At 67.6% G+C, this 26,032-nt stretch carries 28 protein-coding genes and 1 tRNA gene; 15 read left to right on the top strand and 14 right to left on the bottom strand.

Going from position 1 to position 26,032, the window contains the following annotated elements:
- Window positions 1-121: 121 nt before the first annotated feature.
- From CHB77_RS11865 to CHB77_RS11850, 4 genes are all read right to left on the bottom strand, one after another.
- On the bottom strand, window positions 122-370 hold the full coding sequence (locus tag CHB77_RS11865) for a hypothetical protein (RefSeq protein WP_089388438.1): 249 nt from the start codon (window positions 368-370) through the stop codon (window positions 122-124).
- A 223-nt stretch (window positions 371-593) separates the two neighbouring features.
- Window positions 594-1,853: a DUF2254 domain-containing protein gene (locus tag CHB77_RS11860; protein ID WP_089388437.1), complete on the bottom strand. Its 1,260-nt coding sequence runs from the start codon at window positions 1,851-1,853 to the stop codon at window positions 594-596.
- A gap of 134 nt (window positions 1,854-1,987) precedes the next feature.
- Window positions 1,988-2,680, bottom strand: a complete 693-nt coding sequence (locus CHB77_RS11855) for a CDP-alcohol phosphatidyltransferase family protein (protein WP_089388436.1) — start codon at window positions 2,678-2,680, stop codon at window positions 1,988-1,990.
- 49 nt (window positions 2,681-2,729) lie between these two features.
- Window positions 2,730-3,455, bottom strand: a complete 726-nt coding sequence (locus CHB77_RS11850; protein ID WP_089388435.1) for an SseB family protein — start codon at window positions 3,453-3,455, stop codon at window positions 2,730-2,732.
- Between the two features lie 123 nt (window positions 3,456-3,578).
- On the opposite strand from CHB77_RS11850, the gene CHB77_RS11845 reads away from it, so the two are divergent.
- Both CHB77_RS11845 and CHB77_RS11840 read left to right on the top strand, forming a co-directional pair.
- Window positions 3,579-4,577, top strand: a complete 999-nt coding sequence (locus CHB77_RS11845; protein WP_089388434.1) for a serine hydrolase domain-containing protein — start codon at window positions 3,579-3,581, stop codon at window positions 4,575-4,577.
- Window positions 4,578-4,684: 107 nt separating this feature from the next.
- Complete coding sequence (locus CHB77_RS11840; RefSeq protein WP_242626646.1) at window positions 4,685-5,152, top strand: GNAT family N-acetyltransferase; 468 nt, start codon at window positions 4,685-4,687, stop codon at window positions 5,150-5,152.
- A gap of 57 nt (window positions 5,153-5,209) precedes the next feature.
- Here the strand turns inward: CHB77_RS11840 and CHB77_RS11835 are convergent, their stop codons facing one another.
- Window positions 5,210-5,659, bottom strand: coding sequence for an outer membrane protein assembly factor BamE (locus CHB77_RS11835; protein WP_089388432.1), 450 nt, complete (start codon window positions 5,657-5,659; stop codon window positions 5,210-5,212).
- Between the two features lie 126 nt (window positions 5,660-5,785).
- On the opposite strand from CHB77_RS11835, the gene CHB77_RS11830 reads away from it, so the two are divergent.
- The 4 genes from CHB77_RS11830 (at window position 5,786) to CHB77_RS11815 (ending at window position 8,842) form a co-directional block, all read left to right on the top strand.
- The gene (locus CHB77_RS11830) at window positions 5,786-6,310 is read left to right on the top strand and encodes a YceD family protein (protein WP_089388431.1); all 525 of its coding nucleotides are present in this window, start codon (window positions 5,786-5,788) and stop codon (window positions 6,308-6,310) included.
- Window positions 6,311-6,541: 231 nt separating this feature from the next.
- Entirely contained in the window at window positions 6,542-6,748 is a 207-nt protein-coding gene (gene rpmF, locus CHB77_RS11825; RefSeq protein ID WP_089388430.1) for a 50S ribosomal protein L32, read from the top strand.
- A 22-nt stretch (window positions 6,749-6,770) separates the two neighbouring features.
- A complete protein-coding gene (plsX, locus tag CHB77_RS11820) occupies window positions 6,771-7,871 on the top strand; it encodes a phosphate acyltransferase PlsX (RefSeq protein ID WP_089388429.1) in 1,101 nt (366 codons plus the stop codon).
- Entirely contained in the window at window positions 7,868-8,842 is a 975-nt protein-coding gene (locus tag CHB77_RS11815) for a beta-ketoacyl-ACP synthase III (RefSeq protein ID WP_089388428.1), read from the top strand. Before plsX ends, CHB77_RS11815 begins: the two co-directional genes overlap by 4 nt.
- Window positions 8,843-8,845: 3 nt before the next feature.
- On the opposite strand, the gene CHB77_RS11810 is transcribed toward CHB77_RS11815, so the two are convergent.
- Window positions 8,846-9,121 carry a DksA/TraR family C4-type zinc finger protein gene (locus CHB77_RS11810; protein ID WP_089388427.1) on the bottom strand — a complete coding sequence of 92 codons (276 nt, stop codon included), beginning with the start codon at window positions 9,119-9,121 and terminating at the stop codon, window positions 8,846-8,848.
- Between the two features lie 180 nt (window positions 9,122-9,301).
- Between CHB77_RS11810 and ihfA the strand changes: the two genes are divergently transcribed.
- The 4 genes from ihfA to CHB77_RS11790 all read left to right on the top strand — a co-directional run bounded on the left by ihfA (window position 9,302) and on the right by CHB77_RS11790 (window position 11,481).
- A complete protein-coding gene (ihfA, locus tag CHB77_RS11805; protein WP_089388426.1) occupies window positions 9,302-9,604 on the top strand; it encodes an integration host factor subunit alpha in 303 nt (100 codons plus the stop codon).
- A gap of 16 nt (window positions 9,605-9,620) precedes the next feature.
- Window positions 9,621-10,199 (top strand): MerR family transcriptional regulator, encoded by a 579-nt coding sequence (locus CHB77_RS11800; protein WP_089388425.1) that lies wholly within the window; start codon window positions 9,621-9,623, stop codon window positions 10,197-10,199.
- Window positions 10,200-10,278: 79 nt separating this feature from the next.
- Window positions 10,279-10,356 (top strand) — tRNA-Pro (locus CHB77_RS11795).
- Between the two features lie 57 nt (window positions 10,357-10,413).
- Entirely contained in the window at window positions 10,414-11,481 is a 1,068-nt protein-coding gene (locus tag CHB77_RS11790) for a 2'-deoxycytidine 5'-triphosphate deaminase (RefSeq protein WP_089388424.1), read from the top strand.
- A 26-nt stretch (window positions 11,482-11,507) separates the two neighbouring features.
- Here the strand turns inward: CHB77_RS11790 and CHB77_RS11785 are convergent, their stop codons facing one another.
- The 7 genes from CHB77_RS11785 to argS form a co-directional block, all read right to left on the bottom strand.
- Window positions 11,508-12,608 (bottom strand): THUMP domain-containing class I SAM-dependent RNA methyltransferase, encoded by a 1,101-nt coding sequence (locus CHB77_RS11785; protein WP_089388423.1) that lies wholly within the window; start codon window positions 12,606-12,608, stop codon window positions 11,508-11,510.
- 39 nt (window positions 12,609-12,647) lie between these two features.
- Window positions 12,648-12,851, bottom strand: a complete 204-nt coding sequence (locus tag CHB77_RS11780; protein ID WP_089388422.1) for a hypothetical protein — start codon at window positions 12,849-12,851, stop codon at window positions 12,648-12,650.
- Window positions 12,852-12,854: 3 nt separating this feature from the next.
- The gene (scpB, locus tag CHB77_RS11775) at window positions 12,855-13,529 is read right to left on the bottom strand and encodes an SMC-Scp complex subunit ScpB (RefSeq protein WP_089388421.1); all 675 of its coding nucleotides are present in this window, start codon (window positions 13,527-13,529) and stop codon (window positions 12,855-12,857) included.
- On the bottom strand, window positions 13,526-14,347 hold the full coding sequence (locus tag CHB77_RS11770; RefSeq protein ID WP_089388420.1) for a segregation and condensation protein A: 822 nt from the start codon (window positions 14,345-14,347) through the stop codon (window positions 13,526-13,528). The genes scpB and CHB77_RS11770 overlap by 4 nt, the downstream gene beginning before the upstream one ends.
- Before the next feature lie 64 nt (window positions 14,348-14,411).
- Entirely contained in the window at window positions 14,412-15,401 is a 990-nt protein-coding gene (locus CHB77_RS11765) for a glycoside hydrolase family 3 N-terminal domain-containing protein (RefSeq protein WP_089388419.1), read from the bottom strand.
- The gene (locus CHB77_RS11760; RefSeq protein WP_089388418.1) at window positions 15,401-16,534 is read right to left on the bottom strand and encodes an SPOR domain-containing protein; all 1,134 of its coding nucleotides are present in this window, start codon (window positions 16,532-16,534) and stop codon (window positions 15,401-15,403) included. Before CHB77_RS11760 ends, CHB77_RS11765 begins: the two co-directional genes overlap by 1 nt.
- 73 nt (window positions 16,535-16,607) lie before the next feature.
- Window positions 16,608-18,350, bottom strand: coding sequence for an arginine--tRNA ligase (gene argS / locus CHB77_RS11755; protein ID WP_089388417.1), 1,743 nt, complete (start codon window positions 18,348-18,350; stop codon window positions 16,608-16,610).
- Between the two features lie 287 nt (window positions 18,351-18,637).
- Between argS and CHB77_RS11750 the strand changes: the two genes are divergently transcribed.
- Both CHB77_RS11750 and lnt read left to right on the top strand, forming a co-directional pair.
- Complete coding sequence (locus CHB77_RS11750; RefSeq protein ID WP_089388416.1) at window positions 18,638-20,629, top strand: DEAD/DEAH box helicase; 1,992 nt, start codon at window positions 18,638-18,640, stop codon at window positions 20,627-20,629.
- A gap of 9 nt (window positions 20,630-20,638) precedes the next feature.
- A complete protein-coding gene (gene lnt / locus CHB77_RS11745) occupies window positions 20,639-22,111 on the top strand; it encodes an apolipoprotein N-acyltransferase (protein ID WP_089388415.1) in 1,473 nt (490 codons plus the stop codon).
- Between the two features lie 74 nt (window positions 22,112-22,185).
- On the opposite strand, the gene CHB77_RS11740 is transcribed toward lnt, so the two are convergent.
- Window positions 22,186-22,812, bottom strand: a complete 627-nt coding sequence (locus tag CHB77_RS11740; protein ID WP_089388414.1) for a J domain-containing protein — start codon at window positions 22,810-22,812, stop codon at window positions 22,186-22,188.
- Between the two features lie 68 nt (window positions 22,813-22,880).
- On the opposite strand from CHB77_RS11740, the gene CHB77_RS11735 reads away from it, so the two are divergent.
- From CHB77_RS11735 to recJ, 3 genes are all read left to right on the top strand, one after another.
- Window positions 22,881-23,132, top strand: a complete 252-nt coding sequence (locus CHB77_RS11735) for a BolA family protein (RefSeq protein ID WP_089388413.1) — start codon at window positions 22,881-22,883, stop codon at window positions 23,130-23,132.
- Between the two features lie 79 nt (window positions 23,133-23,211).
- Entirely contained in the window at window positions 23,212-24,177 is a 966-nt protein-coding gene (glpX, locus tag CHB77_RS11730; protein ID WP_089388533.1) for a class II fructose-bisphosphatase, read from the top strand.
- A gap of 66 nt (window positions 24,178-24,243) precedes the next feature.
- Complete coding sequence (recJ, locus tag CHB77_RS11725) at window positions 24,244-25,980, top strand: single-stranded-DNA-specific exonuclease RecJ (RefSeq protein ID WP_089388412.1); 1,737 nt, start codon at window positions 24,244-24,246, stop codon at window positions 25,978-25,980.
- Window positions 25,981-26,032: the final 52 nt, after the last annotated feature.

Raw genomic sequence — 26,032 nt, 5'->3', positions numbered from 1 at the left:
CGCGGAGGGTCACGGCCAGACGCGCGCCCAGGGGCGCGGCGGGGGCGGCGGGGATATGCAGCATCCGGGTCATGGGGCGGACTATGCCGCCATGGTCGCGGTTTGAAAAGGGGAAATTGCCCTATGGCTGCTGTCGCAGGATCACCATCCGCGACCGGGCGTTTCCATCGAACCGGACAACGAAACGTTCTGGTGTTCGGCAATCCGAACGAAGCCCTTGGGCCAGATCCAGCAAACGTCTTGAAGCGGAACGATCCGCCAGCATTTCGCCCTTATTGTCGAACACCCCGATCCGGGTGACGCCCTCGTGGCCGAAGTCCTGATCCATCTGGCCGATCAGGGCCGAATGCGGGGTATCATAGAACGTCATGTTGAAATAAGGCGCGACGATGCAGACCGTCGCGGCGTCAGAAACAAGGACGCGATCCGGCTTACCGTGACTGCTTCGGCACGTAGGCTACGAATGGTGGCGCGGTTGAAAAGACCAGCACCGTCGGGCCGCGCCAGCAACCATCCCACCAGACCAATCAGCAGCAAGCCCAAGACACAAGCGATGAGCTTTGAAAGGTTTCCTGCAAACGCCAACCCGGACATCATGCCGCGCTCTGATCTCCGTCCAGATCGTTCAGCACTTGCCGCAGCCGGTCCTGATCCGGCGGGGGCAGACCGTCCAGGCCCCGAGCGCAGGCAATGCCCAGTTGCGCGGCCGCGGCCTGCCGGGCGGCTTCGGGGCCGGTACGGGTCAGGGCGTCCAGGGCCTTGAGCACACGGGTCAGCACGTCGATTTGGCCCGCCGCGTCCCGCGCGATCAGGCGGAAGGCGTCGTCAAAGATGTCGTCGTAGCGCAGCGGCGGGACGCGCAGGCGGGGGTATTCCGCCTTTTGCAGTTCCGCCTTGTGCCAGCCTTCGGCCCACAGGGTCAGCAGGCGCACCTGCCGGCCGATCACATCGATGGCGGTGCCGGGGTCGTTCATAGCGGGCGACAGGGCGCGCAGCGCGACCTCGGTCAGGGCGATGATGCCGAAACGGGGATCCTGGTCGAAGGACCGCGCGCTGTCGACAGTAAAGGTATCCCGAATTTCGGCGGCAATATCTTCGGTAGCGGACCCGTCCCGGATCATGGCGAGCGGGCTGCCGTGATACAGGAATGCCCCCGGCAAGACGAGGATGTCGAGGTAAAGGCCATGCCTTTCGCACAACTTGGACAGCGCGGCGGTGTCGATGAACTGGACATAGCCGACCCGGTCGGACAGCACCGCAGGCCCGTCGGGGGCATCATCCGGCAAGGGAAGGCCGCCCAGAAAGGGCAGGTCCAGCCGCGCCCGGATCGACCGGTCGGTGGCCTGTTCCAGCCGGTCGAGGGTGTCGCCCACGCGCCCCAGCTTGGTCAGCTGATGGATCCAGCGCAGCAGCGCCAGCACGATCAGGACGATGACCAGCACCGTGGTCACGAACAGCAGCGCCCGGCCCTGCGGTCCGTAGATGCTGACCCGCAGCGCCACCAGTCCCACGACGCTGAACAGAAAGGATCCGATAAAGGTCGCCAGCACCGACTGGATGAACTCGTCCTCGGTCAGCAGGGCCGTGGCGCGCGGGGTCGCGTTCGACGTAGCCGATCCATAGGCCGAGGTCAGGGCCGTGACCGAAAACGTCGTGACCGCCAGCATGGACGATGCGATGACGTTCAGCAGGCTGTCGATCGCCTCGGCGCTGATGTAGATGGGCAGGGGCCAAGGCAGCCAGGACGCCAGCGTCGCCGCGACAGCCGCCACCACGCCCAGCACCGCATAAAGCGATACCCGGACCCACAGCGTCCGGCGCAGGCGCGACAGGATCCAGCGCAGGCGGGACATGTCAGCGGACCCGTCTCAGGCGTGTCAGGCCGCGGCCCGGCGTGGTGCCGCGCACCCCTTCCCCCTGCCCCGGTCCGATCTTTTGCACCGGGCGTTTTCCCGAGCCGATCCGCGCGCGGATCATGGGCGTCCCATCAGGCGCGTTCCGGCAGCAGCTGCTGCGCCGCCCCGGCCAGCAGCAGCCACAGGGACGTGACGACCAACCCCCAGTTGGCCCAGCTGTCGGGATGGAAATCGACCCAGGCGGCGCGGGCGGCGAACACGCACCACAGGATCGCGATGGACAGCGACACCGCGCGCCAGCGTTCCGTGCGGACCGGGTGGATGAACTTGATGGGCAGGAACATCGCCACGGTCAGAGCCACCACGATCAGCAGGATCACCGTCCAGTGCGGATCGGTCGCGAACAGGACCAGCACCACCATGTTCCAGCAGCCCGGAAAGCCGGAAAACGAATTGTCCTTGGTCTTCATGCGGCTGTCCGCGAAATAGATGACGCTGCCATAGACGATGACGATGATCGCGAACCAGCCGGTCCAGCCCGACAGCAGCCCCGACTTGAACAGCGCATAGGCCGGGATGAACACATAGGTCAGATAGTCGATAATCAGATCCATCAGCACGCCGTCGTAATTCGGCGAATGAATCCTGACATCGTAACGCCGCGCCAAGGGACCGTCGACGCCATCGACGACCAGGGCCACGACCAGCCACAGGAACATCAGCGACCATTTTCCCTCGACGGCGGCCAGCATGGCCAGCATGGACAGGACGGCGCCGGTGGCGGTCAGAAGATGGACGGACAGGGCTTTGTGTTGCGTCTTCATGGACCGGTTCTGGCAGCTTGGCGCCCATCACGCAACCGTGCTTGGGGCGTCAGCGCAGATTCGGCGGGCCTTTCGGGCGCGGCGCGGGCGCGGGTTCCCTGGGGACCGCCAGGTCGAATTGCAGCACCGCCGGGGGCAGGACCGCATCGGTAAAGCTGACATCGACGCCGCCGGGCTGGGGGGGCAGAAAGGCCAGCGCCTCGGCCAGGGCCTTGGCGATGGCGGGCTGATGGGCGGGGTCGGCGCCCGCGATCAGGACGGCATGGCCTTCTTCCGTTCCCGCCAGGGCGGCGCCCGCGATCAGCCCGCGCATGTCGCCCAGCCGTTCGGCCAGGGGCTGCGCCAGGGCCTGAACCACGGCAGGCGCGGGGGCGGTCGGGCGCAGGCGGGCATCCGTCGCCTGGGGGACGACCGAAAGCGCTCCGACCAGCCAGTCCAGCATCGCCGCGTCCAGCAGCATTTCCGATGGATGGCCCGGATTGACCAGAAGCCCCGCGCCCTGGGATTTCAACAGCCCCGCCACCACCCGGCCCGGCATCGCGCCATAGGCCACGGGGCCGCCCAGAAACCCCGCCAGCCGGTCCTCGGCATCGCAGGCCAGGGCCACCGGGCCGCCATCCAGAGGAAACATGCGCAATTCAATTGTGTCGCCCGCAGGCTCGGCCCGCAGCGCCACGACCAGCTCCGTGTCGGCCAGCCGCGACAGCATCCGGGCCCGCTGCGGGGCGTCGGCATCGTGAAAGGGAACCGGGGCAAGGTCGTCAAGCGCGGTCATGGCGGGCCTTCGTGCTGCGGAAAAGGGCGTTTCCCTGCCCTAATGGCGCCCCGACCGGCAAACAAGACCGTGCTGACGCAACCGTGATTCCGCCGGGACCGGTCGCGCGCACATATCAAAGGCATGAACCGACGCATCCTTTTGCTGACCGCCGGCCTGTCCCCGCTGCTTGCCGCGCCCGCCCTGGGCCAGGCCGGCCTGACGTCCATCCTGGACGACGCCGCGCGTCTGGAGAACCTGCGCGCCATCGCGGTCTGGGCGGACGAATCCGAGATCGCCGCCCAGGGCTATGGCGGCTTTTCCCCGGACAGCCCGACGAACATCAAGTCGGCGTCCAAGTCGATCATCTCGGCCCTGGCGGGAATCGCGATCCAGCGGGGCGATCTGGACGGACCCGACCAGCCCATCGCGCCGATCCTGCGTGCGGACCTGCCCGACGATCCCGACCCCCGGCTGGCCAGGGTCACGCTGGGCAACCTGCTGTCCATGCAGGCGGGGCTGGAACGGCAGTCGGGTCCGAATTACGGCGCCTGGGTCAGCAGCCGCAACTGGGTCCGCGCCGCCCTGGCCGCGCCCTTTACCCAGGATCCCGGCGGGCGGATGCAGTATTCCACGGCCTCGACGCATCTGGTGTCGGCCATCCTGACGCGGGTGACGGGCCGGTCCACGCTGGATCTGGCGCGCGACTGGCTGGACGCGGTGCCCGGCTTCGCCATCACCGGCTGGGAACGCGATCCCCAGGGCATCTATCTGGGCGGCAACCAGATGGCGATGAGCACGCGATCCCTTCTGGCCTTCGGCGCCCTGTATGCGAACCGGGGCCGCGCGGGCGGACGGCAGGTGGTGCCCGAAACCTGGATCGCGGACAGCTGGCGGTCGCGCACGTCGTCGATCTTCAGCGGTCAGGGCTACGGATACGGCTGGTTCGTGGGCGAGGCCGGTGGGCGTCCGGTGCGTTATGGCTGGGGCTATGGCGGGCAGATGATCTTTGTCTTTCCGGCGACCGGACGCCAGCCCGCGGCGGCGGTCGCCATGACCTCGGACCCCGACCAGCCATCGGCGCGGACGGGCTATCGCAACGACCTGCACAGGTTGGCGGACCGGATCGTAAGGGTGGTGTAGGAACGATGCGGTTGCTTTGAGTCCATTGCGAATGGACATCCGGATATGGCAATTATTTTCTTCGTAACGCCAAACCACCTGACTTCTCAGCACTCGAAGGATTTATCGTGCCCTCGCCTAATATCCAGGTCTGCCTTCCTGAACATTTGGCCGGCATCGAAAAGGTGCTTATGGGCATCGAGCTATTTCCTGCGGACATGTTGCCCGAAATGATTGCGCCATTTCTGGACGGAGCCTCATCGGAGTTGTGGCTGGGGTGTGTTTCCAACGGAATTGCATCCGGATTTTGCTACGCGCGCGCCGAAGAAATGACCGAAGGCACTTGGAACATGCTTGCGTTGGGGGTCGCCGCCGACCTGCATGGGCAAGGGCTTGGATCGGCGCTTGTGGCAGCATTGGAAGACAGGTTGCAGGCGCAGGGCGCGCGCATCATCATCGTTGACACATCCAGCAGCGACGCCTTTGCCCGCGCCCGAAACTTTTACGAGAAAAACGGGTACGAGCTAGAGGCCAGGATCCGTGACTTCTGGGCGGATGGCGATGATAAGATCACCTTCCGCAAGAAACTTCGCTGACCTTTGAACTGATAGGTTTGTTCGCAAAGCCGTCCTTCCACACCGCACCCGCCCCTATCAATCAACAATATCCGCCGCCTGGAAATTCCCCAGGTTGCCCAGCAGCTGTCCGATCAGCGAGATTTCGGTTACGCTGCCCTCGGTCACGCGGCGCGACAGGGGGACGACGCGGCCCCGTTCCAAGCCGAAGCGTTCGACATTGCTGACAACGCCACCGGGCGTAAAGGACACGGCCACGACCTCGCGGTTGATCTCGCGCGGTTCCAGCGCGCCGAAATGACGCCAGCGCGACCCGACGTAATACCAGCCCGATCCCGTCAGCAGCCCCTGCGCGGACGGGCGCCCGATCAGCCCCGCCAGTTCGTCCACGGTGGTCTGCCCGACGACGACCTGGGACAGATCCTCGGGCGCGGGGATGAAGCCGTGGTTGCGATACACGGGCGAACAGGCGGCAAGGCCCAGAACGGCCACGAAAGCCAGGACGACAAGGTTCCTGATGGCGGTCATTCCGTCTTTCCTTTGCAAGGGGCTGTTGACGCGGCCCGCCCGGCTTAGCAAACTCGGGCACCGCGCTCAATCCCGTCGCGGTTTGCGCCGCAGGCCGCCGCGCCCCATGCCACCAAGAGGCCAGCCATGACCGCCCCCCTTCCCCCGTCCGAGCGCCTGCGCGTGGCGCATCTGAACCCGCGCGCGCCGACCGTCTTCGACCTGACGCCCGACGCCGACCGCTGCGCCGCCATTGCGGCGGAACTGGGCATCAGCGCGCTGTCCAGGCTGACCTTCTCGGGCGAAATCCGGGCCGAATCCGGCGATGGCTGGGCGCTGTCCGGCCGTTTGCGCGCGCGCGTCACGCAGCCGTGCGTCGTCACGCTGAAGCCGGTCAAGACCACCCTGGACGAGGCGGTCGCGCGCCACTATTCCCCCCATCTCGCCACGCCCGAAGGCGACGAGGTCGAAATGCCCGACGACACGCTGGAACCCCTTGGCCAGTTCATCGACCTGGCGGCCGTGATGATCGAGGAACTGGCCCTGGCGCTGCCCCCCTATCCGCGCGCCGATGGCGCGGAATTCGAAGCCGCGCCCGAAGTTCCCGCTCCCGACACCCGCCGCCCCTTCGAAGGGCTGGACAAGCTGCTGCGCCATCGCGATGACGATTGACGGCGCCAGCCAGCGCGATGCGTTGCGTTCCTGCCACAGCGCGGGCCGATTCTGTCATCCCTGACCCCAAGGGAAAGCGGATCCCGGCCGCAATAAGCCCCGGCTGCCCCGACGCAAGGGGTTGCGGGCGGGACCGTCATGGCGTATCTGCGCGGTTCATTTTCGAATTCAATCCCCCGAGGTGCGCAAGACGCCACAGCGTCGCACCCCGTCCAAACCCGAGGTTGTGACATGGCTGTCCCTCAGAATCGCGTCACCCGGTCCCGCCGGAACATGCGCCGCGCCCACGATGCCCTGGTCGCGGGCAATCCGAACGAATGTTCGAACTGCGGCGAACTGAAACGTCCGCACCACGTCTGCCCGTCCTGCGGCCATTACGCCGACCGCGAAGTCGTGGCCCAGGCGAACGACACCGACCTGGACGACGACGCCGCCTGATCGGGCGTGGCATCCGCGCCAGATGACCGATCGTGACGTGACCCCTGCCGCACCGCCTGCCCCCGATCACCGGGGCAGCGTGGTGATATCGGTTGACGCCATGGGCGGCGATCGCGGCCCTGCGGCGGTCGTTGCGGGCATGGCCGAAAGCGCGGCCAAAAATCCCGAAATCCGGTTCATCGTCCATGGCGACGAAACCGAACTGCGCCGTCATGTCGGGCGGCGCAAGGCCTTGGCCGGGCGGTGCGACATCCGCCATGCCGGGGGTGTCGTCACCATGGACGACAAGCCCAGCCAGATCGTGCGCAAGGGCGACGGCACCTCCATGTGGTCGGCCATCGAATCCGTCAAGACCGGAGAGGCGGGCGCCGCCGTCAGTTGCGGCAACACCGGCGCGCTCATGGCGCTGTCGATGCTGCGCCTGCGCAGGTTGCCGGGCGTCAACCGACCCGCCATCGCCTGCCTGTGGCCGTCGCTGAACCCCCAGGGCTTCAACATCATGCTGGACGTGGGCGCCGACATTCGCGCCGACGCGCATGACCTGCTGCAATACGCGCTGATGGGCGCATCCTATGCCCGCAACGGCCTGGGCCTGGACCGGCCCCGCGTCGGGCTGCTGAACGTGGGGACCGAGGAACACAAGGGCCGGGCCGAACTGAAGCAGGCGCAGGATATGATCCTGGCCGCGACCGAGGCGGGCAAGTTCGACTATGTCGGCTTCGTCGAAGGCGGCGACCTGCCCTCGGCGCGCGTGGATGTGATCGTCACCGACGGCTTTACCGGAAACATCGCCTTGAAGACCGGAGAGGGCACGGCCAAGCTGGTCGGGACGCTTCTCAAGGACGCCTTCGCGAATTCCATCATGTCCAAGTTTGCCGCCGTGCTGGCGATGACATCCCTGAAACGCCTGCAAAAGCGGATCGACCCGCGCCGCGTCAACGGCGGGATATTCCTGGGCCTGAACGGCACGGTCATCAAATCGCACGGGTCCGCCGATGCGACGGGCGTGTCGGCGGCGATCAAGCTGGCCTTCACGCTGGCGCAATCGGGCTTTCAGGATCGTCTGGCGGCGCGCGTGGCCCAAGCGGCCGCATCCGCGCCGGGAACCGAGGCTGCATCGTGACCATTCGTTCCGTCGTCCGGGGCACGGGCCATTACCTGCCCGACCGCGTCATCGAGAACAGCTGGTTCGAGGAACGGCTGGACACCACGGACGACTGGATCCGCACCCGCACCGGGATCGAACGGCGCCATTTCGCGGCAGAGGGGCAGGCCACCAGCGACATGGGCCTGCGCGCGGCCCGTGCGGCGCTGGACCGGGCGGGACTGAAACCCGACGACATCGACGGGATCGTGCTGGCGACATCGACCCCCGACCATACCTTTCCCGCATCCGCGACCATGATCCAGCACGGCCTGGGGATGACCCACGGCTTTGCCTATGACGTGCAGGCCGTCTGCGCAGGTTTCGTCTTTGCCCTTGCCAATGCCGATGCGATGATTCGCGGCGGGCTGGCCCGGCGCGTTCTGGTCATCGGGGCGGAAACCTTTTCCCGCATCATGGACTGGAGCGACCGGGGAACCTGCGTGCTGTTCGGCGACGGCGCCGGTGCCGTGGTGCTGGAGGGTCAGAAGGGCACGGGCAGCAGCAACGACCAAGGCATTCTGGCCTGCGACCTGAACAGCGACGGCCGGTACCGCGACCTGCTGTATGTCGATGGCGGCGTATCCACCACCGGGACTGCCGGGCAGTTGCGGATGCAGGGAAACCTGGTGTTCCGCCATGCCGTTGAAAAGCTGGCCAAGACGGCGCATGCCGCCCTGGACAAGGCGGGCCTGGCGGCAGCCGACGTGGACTGGCTGGTGCCGCATCAGGCCAATGCCCGCATCATCACCGCCACCGCGCAAAAGATGGGCCTGCCGATGGACAAGGTGATCCTGACGGTGGCCGATCACGGCAACACCTCGGCCGCATCGATTCCTCTGGCGCTGTCGGTGGCCGATGGCGAAGGCCGTTTCAGGCAAGGCGACGTGATCGTGACCGAAGCGATTGGCGGCGGGCTGAGCTGGGGTTCCGTCGTTCTTCGCTGGTAGGCGCTATTTCAGCTGCGAATCCTTGCTGCCGCGCCGATTGATGCCGGCCAGCGGACGAAACGCCCGGTCGCGGTCCCCTTGGCATTCCACGCAAAGCTGAACCCCCGGCAGGGCCAAGCGGCGCGGTTCGGGTATCGGCTCGCCGCAGTCCACGCATTCCAAGGCGCTGACACGGGCACCGGCCTGGGTGGCGCGCAGACGCGCGCGGGCCACGGCTTCGGCCGTGCTGATCTCGATCTGGTCGTTCACCGCGTCGTCGCGCGCCCATCCACCGGCCATGTTCTTCTCCTGCCATTGTCCCTCAAGATAGGGCGCGACCGCGGTTCTGCAACGCCGTCTGCGACTCGGGCCGGATGCACAATCCTGTGCATGGCGGGAGGTGCCGGAACGAAAAACCCGCGCTTCTCGTTGACATATGGAAGAAATCCAACCATCCTTGTGAAATCAAAGGGGAAAGTCATGAGTGACAAGACGCTGACCCGGATGGATCTGGCCGAGGCCGTTTTTCGCGATGTCGGCTTGTCGCGACATGAATCCGCCCAACTGGTCGAATCGGTGCTGGACCATATCTCGGAGGCGCTCGTGCAGGGCGAACAGGTGAAGATTTCGTCCTTTGGCACCTTCAGCCTGCGCGACAAGAACGAACGCATCGGCCGCAATCCCAAGACCGGAGAGGAAGTGCCGATTACCCCCCGCCGCGTCCTGTCCTTTCGCCCCTCGCACCTGATGAAGGATCGCGTCGCGGCCGGAAACAAGGGCTAGGGGCGGTCCGAACTGAATGACAAAGGGCGCAGACGCATTCCGGTCGATAGGAGAGGTTGCACGGCTTCTGGGCGTGGCCCCGCATGTGCTGCGATACTGGGAAACCCAGTTCCCCCTGCTGAAACCGATGAAGCGCCCGGACGGGCGGCGGTATTACCGTCCCGACGACGTGCGCTTGGCGGCGGGACTGTGCATCGTGCTGCGTGACGAGGGGTTGACGATCCGGGGCGCCAAGAAGCTCTTGGCCCGCGATCGCGGGGCGTCGGTCCGGGAGCGCGGGCTGTTACGTCTGGCCGATCTGGCAGAACCGGTCGATCCTGCCCCAGACCTCGATCTGGATGGGGCCGACGACGATCTCGACGCCGGGCCCGAACCGGCCCAGGAACCCCGGTCCCGCCATCGCCGCCGCCGCGCCGTGGGGATGTCGCCCGGCGTGTCGTTGAACGGCCGCAGCCAGGAACGTCCCATAAGCTGGCTGGCCGAGGTGATGGCCCTCAACGCCCGCCTGCGCGGCCTTCGCCCGTCCGATGCCGCGGCGCCACATCATCGGGCATCGCTGTCGCGGCTGCGTGATGCCTTGGCGCGGATTTGCTGAACCTCGCCTGCGCCGGGCAGCAGATTTCCGCACTGCGGCCCTTGTGCATTCCGGCAGGATCGCACTATACGGTGCGCGTCGGGCCGTGGCGCAGTCTGGTTAGCGCGTCCGTCTGGGGGGCGGAAGGCCGAGAGTTCGAATCTCTCCGGCCCGACCATTTCGAAAACGCCCATTCCTGTCCGGGGGTGGGCGTTTTCGCATGAAAGGTTTCGGCATGAATGGCGTTCTTCCCGACAGCGGCATCCATGACCTGATCCGGTCGGGGGCCATCGCGGCCGATCCCCCAATCATCGTTGAACAAACCCAGCCTGCGTCGCTGGACCTGCGCTTGGGGACCGTGGCCTATCGCCTGCGCGCCAGCTTTCTGGCGGGGCGCGGGAACCGGGTCATGGATCGGCTGGCCGATGTCCAGATGCACCAGATGGATCTGACCGGGGGCGCGGTGCTGGAACGGGGCTGCGTGTATCTGATCCCGCTGATGGAACGCGTCGCCCTGCCCGCTGGCCTGACGGCGGCAGCCAACGCCAAATCCTCGACCGGCAGACTGGATCTCCTGACTCGCCTGGTCGCCGACAGCGGCACCGAATTCGACCGGCTGCCCGAAGGCTATGACGGCCCGCTGTATGCCGAGATCTGCCCGCGCAGCTTTTCCGTCCTGGTGCGCCCCGGAATGCGGCTGAACCAGTTGCGGTTGCGGCGGGGCCAGGCGGTGCTGTCCGATGCCGAACTGCGCGATCTGAACGCCCGCGACCCCCTTGTCGCCGGTCAGGCGTTGATCGACCAGGGGCTTGGCTTTTCCGTCGATCTGCGGCCCGCATCGGGCGATCTGGTGGGATATCGCGCCCGTCCCCACAGCGGAGTGATCGATCTTGACAGGATCGGCGCCTATGACGCGCGCGATTTCTGGGATGAATTGCGCACAACGGATGGGCGCCTGATCCTGGACCCCGGCGCTTTTTATATTCTTGTCAGCCGGGAATCCGTGGCGATCCCGGCCGATTACGCGGCCGAGATGGCGCCCTATCTGGCCATGGTTGGCGAATTCCGTGTTCATTACGCAGGATTTTTCGACCCCGGCTTCGGCATCGGGGAATCAGGAACCGGCGCGCGCGGCGTGCTGGAGGTGCGCTGCCACGAGGCGCCGTTCGTTCTGGAACACGGCCAAGTCGTCGGACGCCTGGTCTATGAACGCATGACCGCGCGCCCTGACCGGCTTTATGGCGCAGGCATCAAATCCAATTACCAGGGCCAAGGCCTGAAACTGGCCAAGCAGTTCCGTTAAGGCCATCCTGGCCCGCGTCGGTCCGGCTACAACGGCCCTGTCCGCCACAGCCGCACCTTCAACCCGCCATGCGCCACGATCGGCCCGGATTCCAGCGGCAATCCGGTGGCCTTGGCCAATGCCCCTTCGCTGGTCACGATTCCGACGCGCCAGCCGTGAAATCGTTCTCGAAACACGGCGCCCATGGCGGCGTGCAGGGCGAACAACGGCCCCTTGTTGCCGATCCGCGCGCCATAGGGCGGGTTCACGATGGCGATGCCGGGCGGTCCGTCGGGGCGTTGCAGATCGCCGATGGCACGGCATTCGAACCGGGTCAGCGCCCCGACGCCTGCGCGATCGGCGTTCGCCTGGGCCATGCGCACAGCGCCCGCGTCCCGATCGCTGCCCATGAATTGCGCCGGTGCCGGGCGCGGCGTGACGGATGCACGCATGGCATCCCAGGCCACGGGATCGTATCCGGCAAGCTGCTGGAACCCGAAACTGCGGCTGCGGCCGGGGGCCAGGCCCGCTGCGATTTCGGCCGCCTCGATGACGAACGTGCCCGAACCGCACATCGGGTCCAGAACCGGCTGGCTGCCGTCGAACCCCATTTCCCGCAGGAACATCGCGGCCATGGTTTCGCGCATCGGCGCCTTGGCAACGGCTTCCTTGTGGCCGCGCTTGTGCAGGGATTCCCCGGTCGTATCCAGGCTGATCGTGACCAGATCGTCCTCGATCCGCACCTTCACGACCAGGGCCGCATCGGCGGCCAGGGGCGCGCCCAGCTCCTCGGCGATGGCCCGTTCGATCCGTTGGGTGGCGGCGCCCGCGTGATAGATGCGGCTGGCCTTGCAGGTGGTTTCCACGCGGACCGGAACGTCCGGGCGCAGCACCTCGGACCAGGGAAACCGGCGCGCCCGCTTGTCCAGTTGCGCCAGATGCAGCGCGCGGAACTGGCCCACGCGCGCCAGCACCCGCGTCGCGCCGCGCAGCCACAGGTTCGCGCGCCAGACATCGGGCCAGCCGCCGGTGATCGTCACCCCGCCCGGCTGCACGACCGGCTGCCAGCCCAGGGCCGCGGCCTCGGCCGCCAGCGGCGCCTCCAGGCCCGGCGTCGCCACCAGGAAAATCGCGAATCGGTCATCCATCGCGCAGCCCTAGCGCGGGCGCGCGTCAAAGGCCATGCGTCAGCGCCCGATGCGCCGGGTCAGCCGGGCGGCCTGGCGGGCGCGCTTGACCGCCGCGCGCATGTCCTTGGCCTGTTTGGCCGACACGGGGGCGGGCTTTGTGCCGGACTTGGCGATCCGGTCGATGCCCTTGCTGATGCCCCGCGTCACGGCGCGGCGCATGACCAGACGAGTCAGGGCGGAAAGGATCTTGCTCAGGTTCATGGGTCAGTCGTCCTTGAACGCCGGATGGGCGGGTTCTGCGGCAGCCATATCGTCATCCTCGTCGCCCAAGGCAAGGGGGGCATGCGCCGCCGGTGACGGCGGGCGCGATTCCAGCAGCCCTGCCGCGCGCAATTCGGCCAGGCCGGGCAGATCGCGCGCCGATTCCAGGCCGAAATGATCCAGAAAGGCTTCCGTTACCACAAAGGTGGCCGGGCGGCCGGGGGTCATCCGGCGGCGGCCGATACGCACCCATTCCATTTCGATCAGCTGGTCCAGGGTGCCGCGGCTGACGGCGACGCCGCGGATTTCCTCGATCTCGGCGCGGGTGACGGGCTGGTGATAGGCGATGATCGCCAGTGTCTCGACGGCGGCACGCGACAGGCGGCGCTGTTCCACCGTTTCGGCCTGCATCAGGAAGGACAGATCAGATGCGGTGCGAAAGGCATATCCTTCGCCGATCCGTTCCAGCGCCACCCCCCGCCCGGCATAGGTCTGGCGCAATCCGTCCAGGGCCTGTGCCGGGTCGCAGCCTGCGGGCAGGCGATCAGCCAGTTCCCGCAGGGCCATCGGCCGGTCCGAGGCGAACAGGATCGCCTCGACCATCCGTTCCTGCTGCGCAAGGGATGGCGTCGGATCGTCTGTTTCGGCGGCGGGACGGGTCATGGCGGGACGGGTCATGGCGGATCGGTCAGGTCGGGCTTGCTGCGAAAGCGGATCGGGGCAAAGGCATCGGCTTGCCGTATCTCGATCCGGCCCTGACGCGCAAGCTCAAGCGACGCCGCGAATGTCGCGGCCGTGGCCGACCGGCGCCGGGCGCCCTGTTCGACCCAGCCGTCCGGCAGGACATCGGCCAGATCGGTCCAGTCGCCCGCAAAGCCGATCAGGCGCCGCAGCCGGTCCAACGCCTGTTCCATCGTGAACACGTCATGGCGGTCGAAGGCATAAGGGCGGAATTCGTCGCGCGTCTTCAGCCGGGCATAGGCGCGCATCAGGTCGATCAGTCCCGCCTGCCATTCGGTCCGCCGCCTGCGCGCCACCGTTTCCGGCCTGCCGCGCGCGAACCGGCCGATTCCCAGGCGGTCGCGCGCCATCAGTTGCCCCGCCGCCTGCCGCATGGCCGCCAGCCGTTCCAGCTGGAATGCCAGATGCGCGGCCATGTCCTCGGCCGACGGCTCGTCGGATTCGGGGTCGGGGGGCAGAAGCAGGCGGGATTTCAGGAAGGCCAGCCAGGCGGCCATCACCAGGTAATCCGCGGCCAGTTCGATCCGCAGGGCGCGCACCTGTTCCACGAAGGACAGGTACTGTTCGGCCAGTTGCAGAACCGAGATCCGCATCAGATCCACCTTCTGCGTCCGCGCCAGCGTCAGCAGCAGATCCAGCGGGCCTTCATAACCCTCCAGTTCGACGATCAACGCCTCGTCGGCCCGGCGCCGCGCGATATCCCCGTCAGGCGGCGTGCGGCAAGGATGGGGGCTGTCGGTCGGGGATCGGGTCACGGGCGCATCGTATCCAGGCAGGGTGGCAACGTCCGCCGACGGAACGATCCTGTCAAGCGGCCGGTCAGGCCAGGGCCGCGGTCAGGCCACGCCATTCGGCCATCAGGGCGGCGGGGTCGTGATCCAGGGGCGCGCGACGCTGCGCCAGGGCGGCGTCGGCGCGACGCTGCGCCGTGAACGACAGATCACCGGCGGCGGCGACCACGGGCTCCATGCCGGCGATCGTGCCGTTGCAATGCAGGACCAGATCGCAGCCCGCGGCGATGGAGGCGCGGGTGCGTTCGGCCTCGGTCCCCGACAGGGCGTTCATGGTGATGTCGTCGGTCATCAGCAGCCCGTCAAAGCCGATCTGGTCGCGAATCAGGCCGATCATCCGGGTCGATGCCGTTGCTGGCGCGTCGTCCAGCGCGGTAAAGCGGATATGCGCGGTCATGCCCATCGGCAGGTCGTTCAGCGCGCGAAAGGGGGCAAAGTCGATCGCCTCCAGTTCCTCGGGCGCGGCGGCGACGGTCGGCAGGCCGTGGTGGCTGTCAGCGATGGCCCGGCCGTGGCCGGGCATGTGCTTCATCACCGGCAGCACGCCCGCCGCCAGCATCCCGTCGGCGGCGGCGCGGCCCAGCATGGCGACCGTTCCGGGATCGGCACCCAGGCAGCGGTTGCGCAGGAAGGGATGAGTATCGGCCTGCGCCACGTCCAGCGTGGGCGCGCAATTGCTGTCGATGCCCACCGCGCGCAGTTCCCGCCCGATCAGGTGATAGCGCAGCCACATCGCGCGCGGCCCGGCGGCGGCCTGATCCAGGGGCGCGGGCCAATCGGTCCAATGCGGGGCGCGCAGGCGCTGCACCCGGCCGCCTTCCTGGTCGACGGTGACGACCGCATCGCGGCCCACGGCATCGCGCAGGTCGCCGGTCAGGCGGCGCAGCTGGTCGGGGCTGCCCACATTGCGCCCGAACAAGATGAAGCCCCAGGGATCGGCCGCGCGAAAGAAATCCCGCTCGGCCGCCGTCAGGTCCATTCCGGCGATGCCGCCCAGGATGGTAGCGCTTGCACCCATCAGTTCAGGGCAAGGCAGTCCGTGCCCGCCGATTTCAGCGCCGCGCAGAACTGGCGCGCTTCGGACAGCGACCCGAAACCCGCAACGCGCAGCCGCCAGAAGGTCCGGCCATTGGACTGGTGCTGCTGGATCACCTGCTGCTTGCCGGCAAAGACGACATGCTTGTTCATCAGCCGGTTCCATTCGCTGGCCGCGATGGAATCGCTGTCAAAGGCGCCAAGCTGGACTTGCGGGCCGCTGGCCTGCGACACGGCGGCGACGGGCGAGGCGTCGGGACGGGCGGCGGGGGCTTCGGCCGGGCGCTCCTCGGGGGGGACCGGGCGGGCGTCGGTGGCGGTGGTTCCCGCCGACGCGACACGGGTGCTGCGCGGACGCGGCGCGGGCCGGGTCGAGGCGGTCAGCACGCCCGGATTGGCCTCGGCCTGGGCCTGGACCAGGGCTTCGGCGATGGCGGCGGCCTGGGCGGGTACGCCGTTCTCGTCCGTCAGCGCCTCGTTCACGGGGCCTTCGGTGGCGGGGATGTCGATGATCGTGGCGTCCTGGACGGCGCTGTCGGCCATGGCCAGACGCTGCGCCTCGGCCTCGGCCTGCGCGCGGGCCTCGCTGTCGGACAGGGGTATGATGGGATCGCCCGCAAAGCTCAGCGGAACCTCGGACGTGACGGCGGGATCGCGGGCGGTCGCGCCAAGCTGGCCCATGGCCACATCCTCGTCCGACAGGCCGACCGGGGCAGGAGCGATGGCGACCTGCTGGGTCGGCTGTTGTTCCACGCCTTCGGCGACGGTGTTCACCGCATAGCCGGTATAGTTCGTCAGTTCCCCGCCCGGTTCGGATGGCGTGGTGCGGGCATCCCCGGCAATGGCCCGGATCACCGGCACGCCCGACACGTCGCGCGACACCAGCTGCCAGCCCCAGACCATCAGCCCCACCATCAGCGCAACGGATGCGACCGCGCCCAGATAATGCGTCAGCCGCGCGAAACGCGTGGTCAGGCTGTCGTTGCCCTGGGCATCGGCAGGACCGGCGCTGCCGCCCTGCTGCCGGTCGTCCCAGCCCCCGTCATAGGAAAATTCGCGCTTCACCTTGTGACGCGAGAACACATAGCCGCCTTCGCGGAAATCCATCACTGCCATAGCCTGCCTGCCTGCCGGTTGACCCGGCTTGAACTTGACTGCCCGTTCCATCCGGCTGGGGCGCTTTGTGAGATCAGCGCATTTCCTTGACCGGCGTGACCCCAAGGATAGCGAGGCCGCTTGAAATAACAACGCCAACTGCACGCACCAGCGCAATTTTTGCTTGGGACGTGGCCGGATCACCATCCTGCACGAACCGCAGCGACAGGTCGTCATTGCCCCGATTCCACAACGAATGCAGGTCGGACGCGATTTCATACAGGAAAAACGCGATTCGATGCGGTTCATGCGCCCGTGCCGCGTGTTCGACCAGTCGCGGCCATTCGGCGACCTTCCGCGCAAGTTCCAGTTCGGCGGGATGGAAAAGGCGGGTCAGATCGGCGGCGGCCAAAACCGAATCACCCACATCGATCCCCGAATCACCTGCCCGGCGCAGCACGGAATGCACCCGCGCGCTGGCGTATTGGACATACCAGACCGGGTTGTCCCTGGATTGTTCCAGCACCTTGGCAAAGTCGAAATCCAACGGCGCATCGTTCTTGCGCGTCAGCATGATGAAACGGGTCACGTCGGCGCCCGCCTCCTCGACCACGTCGCGCAGCGTGACGAAGGTGCCCGCGCGCTTGGACATCTTGAACGGCTCGCCGTTCCTGAATAGCTTGACCAACTGGATCAGCTTGATGTCCAGCGGCACCCGGCCGTTGGACAGGGCCGCAACGGCGGCGTTCATGCGCTTGACGTAACCGCCGTGATCGGCGCCGAACACGTCGATCAACTGGTCGAAGCCCCGGTCGATCTTGTCCCAGTGATAGGCGATGTCGGGCGCGAAATAGGTCCAGGCCCCGTCCGATTTCTGGATCGGCCGGTCCACGTCGTCGCCATGGGCGGTGGACCGGAACAACAACTGCTCGCGCTCCTCCCAATCCTCGGGCAGCTTGCCCTTGGGCGGCTCCAGCACGCCGCGATAGATCAGATCCAAGGACCGCAGCCGTTCGATCGCGGCCTCGATCTGGCCGGTGCCATACAACGCCTTTTCGCTGGAATAGACATCCATACGCACGCCCAGCGCGGCCAGATCGCCCCGGATCATCTCCATCATCGCCTGGGTCGCGAAATCGCGCACCTCGGCCAGCCAGTCCGATTCCGGGCGGTCCAGCAGGCGGTCGCCGTATTTCTGCTTCAACGCCTCGCCCACCGGGATCAGATAGTCGCCGGGATACAGCCCCTCGCGGATTTCCGGCTCCAGCCCGTTGGCCTCGCGATAGCGTTCATAGGCCGACCGGGCCAGCACGTCGACCTGCGCGCCGCCGTCGTTGATATAGTATTCGCGCGTCACGTCATGGCCTGAAAAGGCCAGCAGGTTCGCCAGCGCGTCGCCAAACACCGCGCCGCGCACATGGCCCACGTGCATCGGCCCGGTGGGGTTGGCGCTGACGAATTCCACATTGACCTTTTGCCCCGCGCCGATGTCGGACTGCCCGAAATCCGCGCCCGCGCGGATGGCGGCGGCGACAACGCCCTGCCAGACGGCAGGCGACAGCCGCAGGTTCAGAAACCCCGGTCCCGCGACCTCGGCCGCCGCGATGCGCGGGTCGGTCAGACGGGCGGCCAGACGGTCCGCGATCTCGCGCGGCTTCATCCCGGCGGGCTTGGCCAGCACCATCGCCGCGTTGGTCGCCATGTCCCCATGCGCCGGATCGCGCGGCGGCTCGACGGCGACATTGGCGAAATCCAGGCCCCGCGGCAATTCGCCCAGCCGCACCATCTGGTCCAGCGCGGCCAGGACGACGCCGCGCAGATCGGTAAAAAGGTTCATGATCGTTTTCCTGACTGTCCCCTGCCGGTTAGCGTCTGGGGCAGGGCCTGGTCAACCGAAAGCCCGGAAACTCTGTTGAAACCTGTCTTTTACGCAAGGTTTACCCGTCAAAACATTGACGTGAGCGTCGGCTTGGTCTAACGCGTGGCATGGCCCGCATCCGGCGGACCGACTGAAGGGGCGTGCGAGTCTGCGTCCCATGACAGGCCGCACCAGCCATCCGGGCTTCGCGGCGGTGGAACGCATCGCGCCGGATGACCGGCGCCGCAGCCTTGGAAAGCCCCTGAATGACGAAATTCTCCGATCTGAAGCTTGATCCCAGCGTGTTGAAGGCCATTGCCGCGGCCGGGTACGAGATGCCGACGCCGATCCAGGCCGGTGCCATTCCCCCCGCGCTGGAAGGCCGCGACGTTCTTGGGATCGCGCAGACCGGCACCGGCAAGACCGCCAGCTTCGTGCTGCCGATGATTACGCTGCTGGGCCGGGGCCGCGCGCGGGCGCGAATGCCGCGGTCGCTGGTCCTGTGCCCGACACGCGAACTGGCCGCCCAGGTGGCCGAAAACTTCGACACCTATGCCCAGCACACCCGCCTGACCAAGGCTCTGCTGATCGGCGGCGTGTCCTTTGGCGAACAGGACAAGCTGATCGACCGGGGCGTGGACGTGCTGATCGCCACGCCGGGCCGGCTGCTGGATCATTTCGAACGCGGCAAGCTGTTGCTGACCGGCGTGCAGATCATGGTGGTGGACGAGGCCGACCGGATGCTGGACATGGGCTTCATCCCAGACATCGAACGCATCTTCCAGTTGACGCCGTTCACCCGGCAGACCCTGTTCTTTTCCGCCACCATGGCGCCCGAGATCGAGCGGATCACCGACACCTTCCTGCACGCCCCCGAACGGATCGAGGTCGCGCGCCAGGCCACGGCCAGCGAAACCATCGCCCAGAAGCTGGTCGAACTGGCCCCCACCCGCCGCGACCTGGCCGCCAAGCAGAAACGCGACCTGCTGCGGGCGCTGATCGACGCCGAAGGCCCGGAGACCGAAAACGGCGGGCTGAAGAACGCCATCATCTTCTGCAACCGCAAGACCGACGTGGACATTCTGGCGAAATCGCTGGCCAAGCACGGCTATGACGCGGCGCCGATCCATGGCGACCTGGACCAAAGCCACCGCACCCGCACCCTGGAAAGTTTCCGGGAGGGAAAGCTGAAATTCCTGATCGCATCCGACGTGGCGGCGCGGGGCCTGGACATTCCGGCGGTCAGCCATGTGTTCAACTATGACCTGCCGTCCCATGCCGAGGATTATGTCCACCGCATCGGCCGCACGGGCCGGGCCGGGCGTCTGGGCAGCGCCTTCAGCATCGCCACGCCGTCCGACGACAAATATCTGGCCGCCATCGAGAACCTTGTGAAACAGCCTTTGCCCCGCGCGCCCCTGCCTGAAGGATTCACCTTGTCCGAAAACGATCGCAACGCAGGCCGAGAGGAACGCCGCCCCGGCCGGGACAAAGGCCGTGGCCGCCGCCGCGAAGAAGACCGCCGCGAGCCGCGCGAGGACCGCGCCCCCGAACCGCAGCGCGAAGCCCCCGCGGCGGAGGAACGGCGCGAGCCGGCCCGCGAGGAGAAGCGCGAGGCACGTCGGGAGGATCGCCGGGATCACGGGCGCGACCGGCGCGGCGGCCGTGACGACCACCATCGCGGCCCCGCTGTGGTCGGCATGGGCGATCACGTTCCCGAATTCATGCTGGTGGAACTGCGGCGGGCGCTGGCCTCGGTCGCGAACGACAACGGCGCCATCCCGGAAAAGCCGGTCGAGGCTGCCTCGCCCGCCAAGGCCGAGGCTTCGGCGGACAAGCCGCGCCGCAGCCGGAACCGCCGCAAGCGCGCCGAGGACCGGTCCGAGTCCGCATCGCCCGAAGCGGCCGCCGTCGAAGCCCTCGGGGAATCCGCCCCGCAGATCGCGGCGGTCCAACCGGATGCCGTGGAACCGGCTGCCGATGTTTCGCCGGTTGACCAGCCGGTCATCGAACCGGCGGCTGAAGACGCGCCCAGGCCCAAGCGCACCCGCCGCAAGAAGGCCGAGCCGGAAACCGACGGCGCTCCCGCTGCCGAACCGGCCGCAAAGCCCAAGCGGACGCGGCGCGCCAAGTCCGACGCCGCCGTCGAACCCGCCCCGGACGCCGTGGCCGAGGATGCGCCCAAGCCGAAACGCACCCGCCGCAAGAAGGCGGACGAGGTTCCGGTCGCCGCGTCCCAGGACAGCGCGGACGCCTGATCCCGGCCGATGCGCATCCGATCCGGCCACCCGCCCTTGCGGCATCTTCTGGCCGGTTTCGCGCTTGGCCTGATCGCCGCGCTTGGCCTGCCTCCCTTCGGATTGTGGATCGCGACACCGCTGTCACTGGCGTTGCTGATCTACCGCGCGTCGCGCGCAGACGGGGCGTTCTGGCCCATGCTGGTCGCCGGGTTCGGATGGTTCGCCCTGTCGATGTCCTGGATCGTCGAGCCGTTCCTGGTCGAGCCGGAAATCTATGGCTGGATGGCGCCCTTTGCGCTGTTTTTCATGGCTCTTGGCGGGGCGTTGTTCTGGGCGATCCCCGCGGGCCTGGCTGCGCGTTTCGCTGGCGATCCCGGGCGCCGGGCCGTGGCGATCGCCGCGGCGCTGCTGTTGTCCGACTGGCTGCGGGGGTGGATCTTCACCGGTCTGCCCTGGGCGCTGACCGGCCATGTCTGGATCGACACGCCGGTCGCGCAGACCGCCGCCTGGGGGGGCGCCATCGGGCTGTGCCTGATTACCCTGGCCCTGGCCGCGCTTCCATCCCTGCTGCGGCCTGTGTCCTCGGCTCTGGCGGCGATGGCGCTGACCGGGGGACTGTGGGGCGCGGGCCTCGTGCGCCAGTCCTGGCCTTTGCCGCCCGACACCTCGGTCATGGTGCGGATCGTTCAGCCGAACGCCCGGCAGGATCTGAAATGGGATCCCGAATGGGCCGCGGTCTTTTTTCAGCGCCTGCTGGATCTGTCGGCGGCACCCGGCCCGCGCGATCTGGTCATCTGGCCGGAAACGGCCGTCAATTTCCTGCTCGAGGACGCGGGCCCGGTGCTGCCCGCCATGGCTCGGGCGGCAGGGGCGCCCCTGGTCATGGGCATTCAGCGGCGCGACGGCAGCCGATACCATAACAGCCTTGTCACGTTAAATCCGGACGGGACCGTGGGCGCCACCTATGACAAGTTCCACCTGGTTCCGTTCGGGGAATACATTCCGTGGGGCGATGCGCTGGCAAGGGTCGGCATCACGGCCTTTGCCGCGCAGCAGGGCAACGGATATTCCCCCGGAGCCGGCCCCGCCATCATGTCCGCCCCCGGAGTTCCCGATTTCCAGCCGTTGATCTGCTACGAGGCGATCTTCCCGCAGCATCTGCGCGGCCTCGACAGCCGTCCGGCCTGGCTTTTGCAGGCCACGAACGACGCCTGGTTCGGACAGTTCTCCGGTCCCTACCAGCATCTGGCCCAGGCCCGCCTGCGCGCCATCGAATCCGGCCTGCCGCTGATCCGCGCGGCGAATACCGGCATCAGCGCGGTGATCGACCCTTATGGTCGCGTCCGCCAATCCCTGGGGCTTGGCGTCGAGGGCAAGATCGACGCGGCCCTGCCGGGCGCCCTGCCGGAAACCGCCTGGATGGCATGGGGAAACACCCCGGCCGTCATGCTTGCGTTGCTTGCCCTGGCCGCAGCGCGTGTCCGCCGCAGACCGGCCTGACGGCTTCTTCTTCACTCAAATATCCGCGGGGGGGTCCGCGCAGCGGACGGGGGCGGCAGCCCCCTGACACGATGTCAGTCCTTGAAGAACCGGCTGTCCTTGACCTGATCCCATGCCCAGACCACCTCGGCCAGGCGATCCTCGTCGGATCGGTCCCCGCCGTTCATGTCGGGATGCAGATCCTTGACCAGCGACTTGTACTGCTTGCGGATCTCGGCCCGCGTCCAGCCGTCCTTGGCTTCCAGGATGTCCAGGGCCTTGCGTTCCGTGGGCGGCAGCTTGCGGCCCGCCCTGGCCCGCGCCTCGGGGGCGGTGCCGTTGGCGCCCAGGATCTCCAGCGGGTCGCTGACGCCGTGGCGCGCCCATTTGTCCTCGGCCGCGGCGCGTCCGAAAGGCTTGGTCGGACGTTCCCAGACGGTCGCGTTGTCGATGAACTGCTGGAATTCCTCCTCGGACTGGCCCTGGAAATAATTCCAGTTCGCGTTGTATTCGCGCACATGGTCCTTGCAGAACCAGAAATAGTCGTCCAGGTGCCGGGGATTCTTGGGCGCACGGTATTGTCCGGGTTCGTCGCAGCCCTGCTTGTCGCAGATGCGGGTCGAGGTTTCGAAGGCCCCGGACATGCCACGCCGGCCCTTGGTCTTGCGCTTCTTGTCCTTGGCGGCCGAAATGTCGAATCCGAACGGGTCGTTACTGCTCATTGGGGGCACCTTTGCGACTCGGAGGCGGCAGTTTAGGGTTTTTGACGCGACATGAAAGGTCTTGACGAATGATTGCGGATGAAATGCGCGACAGGCTGGCTTCGCTGGAGCCCAGTCGGATCGAGGTCGTCGACGAAAGCGAAGCCCATCGCGGCCACGCCGGATACCGCGACGGCGGCGAAAGCCATTTCCGCATCCGCATGGCCAGCCCCGCCTTCGCGGGACTGAGCCGCATCGAACGGCATCGGCTGGTCCACCGGACGCTGGGCGACATCGTTCCCCGTATCCACGCCCTGGCCCTGGATCTGTCGGAGGCCTGATCCGTTAGCGCCGACAGGCTTGCCGCTGCGGCACCGCGCGCGTAAGACCGGGCCGGACCTGCGTCACAAAGGGATGGACATGACCGCGCCCAAGGATTTCAACGACCGGATGCTTTCCCTGGGCCTGGCCCGCGTCAGCGAGGCGGCGGCCCATGCGTCGGCCCGGCTGATCGGGCGGGGCGACGAAAAGGCCGCCGACCAGGCTGCGGTCAATGCCATGCGCGACCAGTTGAACATGCTGGACATCCAGGGCGTCGTGGTGATCGGCGAGGGTGAGCGCGACGAGGCGCCGATGCTGTATATCGGCGAGGAGGTCGGCACCGGCGACGGCCCCGAGGTGGACATCGCGCTTGACCCGCTGGAAGGCACCACCCTGACGGCCAAGGACATGCCCAATGCGCTGACCGTGATCGCCATGGCCCCGCGCGGCACGCTGCTGCACGCGCCGGACGTGTACATGGAAAAACTGGCCGTCGGGCCGGGCTATCCGACCGATGTGGTCAGCCTGGACATGACGCCCTCGGAACGGGTGCGGGCCTTGGCAAAGGCACGAAGCTGTGAAAACAGCGACATCACCGTCTGCATCCTGGAACGCCCCCGCCACGAGGATCTGGTGGCCGAGGTGCGGTCCACCGGCGCGGCCATCCGGCTGATAACCGATGGCGACGTGGCGGGCGTGATCCACTGCGCCGAGGCCGAACTGACGGGCATCGACATGTACATGGGATCGGGCGGCGCGCCCGAGGGCGTTCTGGCGGCATCCGCGCTCAAATGCATGGGCGGGCAGATGTGGGGCAAGCTGCTGTTTCGCAACGACGACGAACGCGGCCGGGCGCGCAAGGCGGGCATCGCCGACCTGGACCGCATCTATGCGCGGGACGAACTGGTCACGGGCGACGTGATCTTTGCCGCGACCGGGGTGACGAACGGGTCCATCGTGGCGGGGGTCAAGCGCGAACCGGGGTATCTTCAGACCGAAACGATCCTGATGCGGTCCAAGACCGGATCGGTTCGCAGGATGATCTATCGCAACCCGGTGAAATAAGGGGGCTTCGCCCCCGTCCCTGCGGGACTTCCCCCAGGATATTTAAGTGAAGAAGAAGGTGCGGTCGTGGCGTTTCTGGGAATCGAGCAGTCGCTGACACATCGGCGATGGATCGGCCCGGACGCCGCGGCCGACCGGCTGGCCGAGGGGCTGGCGCAGCGCACCGGCCTGCCCCTGCCCATCGCCCGCATCCTGGCCGAACGCGGGGTCGAGGCCGAGGGGGCCGAAGGCTTCCTGACGCCGCGCCTGCGCGACCTGCTGCCCGATCCCCTTGCGTTGCGCGACATGGGCGTTGCGGCCGAACGGCTGGTGGCGGCGGCGATCAACGGCGAACGGATCGCCATCTTTGCCGATTACGACGTGGACGGCGGCAGTTCGGCGGCCCTGCTGCTGGACTGGCTGCGCGGCCAGGGACGCGACGCGACGCTGTATATCCCCGACCGCATCGACGAGGGCTATGGCCCGAACGTGCCCGCCATGACCGCGCTGGCGGGCGATCACGACCTGATCGTCTGCGTCGATTGCGGCACGCTGAGCCATGACGCCTTGGCCGCCGCCGCAGGCACCGACATCATCGTTCTGGATCATCACCTGGGCGGCGAGACCCTGCCCCCCGCGTTGGCGGTCGTGAACCCGAACCGCGCGGACGAGGATGGATCCCTGGGTCATCTCTGCGCGGCGGGGGTCGTGTTTCTGACCCTGGTGCAGGCGGGCCGCGTGCTGCGGGGCATGGGCCGGCCCGAGCCTGATCTGATGGCGATGCTGGATCTGGTGGCGCTGGCCACCGTGGCTGACGTGGCGCCGCTGGTGGGGGTCAACCGCGCTTTCGTGCGCCAGGGATTGGCGATCATGGGGCGCAGGCGGCGCCCCGGTCTTGTGGCCTTGTCCGATGTGGCCCGTCTGGATGGCCCGCCCAGCGCCTTTCACCTGGGTTTCCTGCTGGGGCCGCGCATCAATGCGGGCGGCCGGGTGGGCCGCGCCGATCTGGGCGCGCAGTGCCTGGCCTGCCGCGACCCGCGCGAGGCCGGGCGGCTGGCGGCGGAACTGGACGGGCTTAACCGCGACCGCCGCGCCATCGAAGCCGCCGTGCGCGATCAGGCCCTGGCCCAGGTCGAGGCGCGAGGCGATGCGCGCCTGTCCTGGGCGGCGGACCAGGGCTGGCATCCGGGCGTCGTGGGCATCGTCGCCGCCCGCCTGAAGGAGGCGACCGACCTCCCCTCGGTCGTGATCGGCATCGAAGCCGGGATCGGCAAGGGATCGGCGCGGTCGGTTCCCGGCGTCGATCTGGGCCGCGCGATCCACCGCCTGGCGGACGAAGGGCTGCTGATAAGGGGCGGCGGGCATACCATGGCGGCCGGCCTTACCGTGGCCGAGGACCGCATTCCTGCCGCCATGGCGCGCCTGTCCGACCTGATCGCGGCCGATCTGGCGCAGCGGACCGGCGGGCGCGATCTGCGCATATCCGGCCTGATGGAAGGCGCGGGGGCCACGCCGCAGATGTATCGCCGGATCGAGGATGCCGGTCCCTTCGGCCAGGCCGCCCCGGCGCCGCGTTTCGCATTCGCCGACCAGATGATCGACAGCGCGTCCACCATGGGCGACAGCCACCTGCGCCTGTCCTTCCGCAGCGGCGGCGGCCCCGCGTTGGAGGCCGTGGCCTGGGGGGCGATGAACGGACCGCTCGGCCCTGCGCTGATCGGCGCGCGGGGGCGGCGGTTCCACCTGGCGGGCCGGCTGGACCTGTCCACCTGGAACGGGCGCGAACGCCTGCGCCTGCGGCTGGAGGACGCCGCGCCAGTCTGATCGCGTCTGGTCACGGCCAGACCCCGCCGCTAACCTGTCCGCGACACCGGCA

This window comes from Paracoccus sediminis (assembly GCF_900188295.1).
GTDB lineage: Bacteria > Pseudomonadota > Alphaproteobacteria > Rhodobacterales > Rhodobacteraceae > Paracoccus > Paracoccus sediminis.
This window is presented reverse-complemented; position numbering and strand designations above follow the sequence as displayed.

What these genes read in the sequence shown, in the direction of transcription:
- rpmF (WP_089388430.1), top strand. Translation starts at nt 6,542, where the DNA reads ATGGCTGTCCCTCAGAATCGCGTCACCCGGTCCCGCCGGAACATGCGC.
- argS (WP_089388417.1), bottom strand. Translation starts at nt 18,350, where the DNA reads ATGAACCTTTTTACCGATCTGCGCGGCGTCGTCCTGGCCGCGCTGGAC.
- lnt (WP_089388415.1), top strand. Translation starts at nt 20,639, where the DNA reads ATGCGCATCCGATCCGGCCACCCGCCCTTGCGGCATCTTCTGGCCGGT.
- plsX (WP_089388429.1), top strand. Translation starts at nt 6,771, where the DNA reads ATGACCGATCGTGACGTGACCCCTGCCGCACCGCCTGCCCCCGATCAC.
- CHB77_RS11800 (WP_089388425.1), top strand. Translation starts at nt 9,621, where the DNA reads ATGACAAAGGGCGCAGACGCATTCCGGTCGATAGGAGAGGTTGCACGG.
- CHB77_RS11850 (WP_089388435.1), bottom strand. Translation starts at nt 3,455, where the DNA reads ATGACCGCGCTTGACGACCTTGCCCCGGTTCCCTTTCACGATGCCGAC.
- CHB77_RS11760 (WP_089388418.1), bottom strand. Translation starts at nt 16,534, where the DNA reads ATGGCAGTGATGGATTTCCGCGAAGGCGGCTATGTGTTCTCGCGTCAC.
- CHB77_RS11765 (WP_089388419.1), bottom strand. Translation starts at nt 15,401, where the DNA reads ATGGGTGCAAGCGCTACCATCCTGGGCGGCATCGCCGGAATGGACCTG.
- CHB77_RS11845 (WP_089388434.1), top strand. Translation starts at nt 3,579, where the DNA reads ATGAACCGACGCATCCTTTTGCTGACCGCCGGCCTGTCCCCGCTGCTT.
- scpB (WP_089388421.1), bottom strand. Translation starts at nt 13,529, where the DNA reads ATGACCCGTCCCGCCATGACCCGTCCCGCCGCCGAAACAGACGATCCG.
- CHB77_RS11810 (WP_089388427.1), bottom strand. Translation starts at nt 9,121, where the DNA reads ATGGCCGGTGGATGGGCGCGCGACGACGCGGTGAACGACCAGATCGAG.
- CHB77_RS11790 (WP_089388424.1), top strand. Translation starts at nt 10,414, where the DNA reads ATGAATGGCGTTCTTCCCGACAGCGGCATCCATGACCTGATCCGGTCG.
- CHB77_RS11735 (WP_089388413.1), top strand. Translation starts at nt 22,881, where the DNA reads ATGATTGCGGATGAAATGCGCGACAGGCTGGCTTCGCTGGAGCCCAGT.
- CHB77_RS11830 (WP_089388431.1), top strand. Translation starts at nt 5,786, where the DNA reads ATGACCGCCCCCCTTCCCCCGTCCGAGCGCCTGCGCGTGGCGCATCTG.
- CHB77_RS11855 (WP_089388436.1), bottom strand. Translation starts at nt 2,680, where the DNA reads ATGAAGACGCAACACAAAGCCCTGTCCGTCCATCTTCTGACCGCCACC.
- CHB77_RS11750 (WP_089388416.1), top strand. Translation starts at nt 18,638, where the DNA reads ATGACGAAATTCTCCGATCTGAAGCTTGATCCCAGCGTGTTGAAGGCC.
- CHB77_RS11835 (WP_089388432.1), bottom strand. Translation starts at nt 5,659, where the DNA reads ATGACCGCCATCAGGAACCTTGTCGTCCTGGCTTTCGTGGCCGTTCTG.
- CHB77_RS11780 (WP_089388422.1), bottom strand. Translation starts at nt 12,851, where the DNA reads ATGAACCTGAGCAAGATCCTTTCCGCCCTGACTCGTCTGGTCATGCGC.
- CHB77_RS11740 (WP_089388414.1), bottom strand. Translation starts at nt 22,812, where the DNA reads ATGAGCAGTAACGACCCGTTCGGATTCGACATTTCGGCCGCCAAGGAC.
- glpX (WP_089388533.1), top strand. Translation starts at nt 23,212, where the DNA reads ATGACCGCGCCCAAGGATTTCAACGACCGGATGCTTTCCCTGGGCCTG.
- CHB77_RS11860 (WP_089388437.1), bottom strand. Translation starts at nt 1,853, where the DNA reads ATGTCCCGCCTGCGCTGGATCCTGTCGCGCCTGCGCCGGACGCTGTGG.
- ihfA (WP_089388426.1), top strand. Translation starts at nt 9,302, where the DNA reads ATGAGTGACAAGACGCTGACCCGGATGGATCTGGCCGAGGCCGTTTTT.
- CHB77_RS11865 (WP_089388438.1), bottom strand. Translation starts at nt 370, where the DNA reads ATGACGTTCTATGATACCCCGCATTCGGCCCTGATCGGCCAGATGGAT.
- CHB77_RS11785 (WP_089388423.1), bottom strand. Translation starts at nt 12,608, where the DNA reads ATGGATGACCGATTCGCGATTTTCCTGGTGGCGACGCCGGGCCTGGAG.